The sequence below is a fragment of the Streptomyces sp. MUM 203J genome, assembly GCF_022414595.1.
Lineage (GTDB): Bacteria > Actinomycetota > Actinomycetes > Streptomycetales > Streptomycetaceae > Streptomyces.
This window is the reverse complement of the sequence record NZ_JADWYO010000133.1, coordinates 1-1,298: the sequence shown is the minus strand read 5'-3', so window position 1 is coordinate 1,298 and position 1,298 is coordinate 1. Positions and strand designations below refer to the sequence as shown.

At 69.0% G+C, this 1,298-nt stretch carries 1 protein-coding gene; it reads left to right on the top strand.

Going from position 1 to position 1,298, the window contains the following annotated elements; all coding sequences use genetic code 11:
* The first annotated feature begins 67 nt into the window (after window positions 1-67).
* Window positions 68-1,269 (top strand): IS3 family transposase gene (locus I3F58_RS29160; protein WP_240111718.1). Its coding sequence is split into 2 segments (ribosomal slippage): window positions 68-353 and window positions 353-1,269, totalling 1,203 coding nucleotides; the frame shifts between segments, so codons are not numbered across the junction.
* Window positions 1,270-1,298 lie beyond the last annotated feature (29 nt).

The following is a 1,298-nucleotide window of genomic DNA, read 5'->3' as shown; positions in this document are numbered from 1 at the left end:
GGGCCTTGACCCCGGATCTTGGACACCCGAGACACTTGGATCTTGAGTCCAGGAGAAAGGATGTCCCGTGGTCATGAAGCACTATCCGCCGGAGTTCAAGGCGGACGCGGTCGCGTTGTACGAGTCGCGGCCTGGAGCGACGATCAGGTCGATCGCCACTGATCTGGGGGTCAACCCGGAGACGTTGCGGAACTGGGTCCGGGCCGCCGGGGCGAGTCGGCCTCGGGGATGCCGGGCCGAGGTTCCGGCCGATCCGCCCACGGCGCTGGAGACGGAGAACGCCGCACTGCGCAAGAAGGTCCGCGAGCTGGAGGAGGAACGCGAGATCCTGCGGAAGGCGGCGAAGTATTTCGCCGGGGAGACGCGCTGGTGAACCGCTTCCAGTTCGTCGCCGATCACCAGCGCCGCCACGGCGTGAAGCGGCTGTGCACCATCCTCGGCATCGCCCGCTCGAGCTTCTACTACTGGCGCCGAACGGCTGCAGACCGGGCCGCGCGGCAGGCGTCCGACGCCCGGCTGGCCGTCCGAATACGGGCCGTGCACCGGGAATCCGACGGCACCTACGGCGTCCCGAGGATTACCGCCGAGCTCCGCGAGGAAGGCGAGCGGGTCAACCACAAGCGGGTCGCCCGCGTGATGCGCCAGGTCGGCCTGGCGGGTCTGCGCTTGCGCCGCAGGCACCGCACCACGGTGGCGGACCCGGCCGCGCCGAAGGCCCCGGACCTGATCGGCCGCGACTTCACCGCGAGTGAACCGAACACGAAGTACGTCGGCGACATCACCTATCTCCCGCTGGACGGAGGGAAGTTCCTCTACCTGGCCACTGTCATCGACCTCGCCTCGCGCCGCCTCGTCGGCTGGGCGGTCGCGGATCACATGCGAACCGATCTCGTCCTCGATGCCCTGGCAGCGGCCGAACGGACCCGCGGCAGCCTCACCGGGGCGGTGATGCACACCGACCACGGCGCCCAGTACACCAGCCGGGCGTTCGCCGACGCGTGCCGCCAGGCCGGCGTCCGTCAGTCCATGAGCGCGATCGGCTCCAGCGCGGACAACGCGCTCGCCGAGTCGTTCAACGCGACGTTCAAGCGGGAGACGCTCCAGGGCCGAAAGAGCTGGTCCAGCGAGCGCGAAGCCCGCCTCGACGCGTTCCGCTGGCTGCACCGCTACAACACCCGACGCCGTCACTCCCGCCTCGGACACCGCAGCCCGATCGCCTACGAGACAGCGTCCAGAACAACATCAACTACGCTGACACCAGCCGCATAACCCGTGTCCAGGATTCGGGGTCAAGGCCC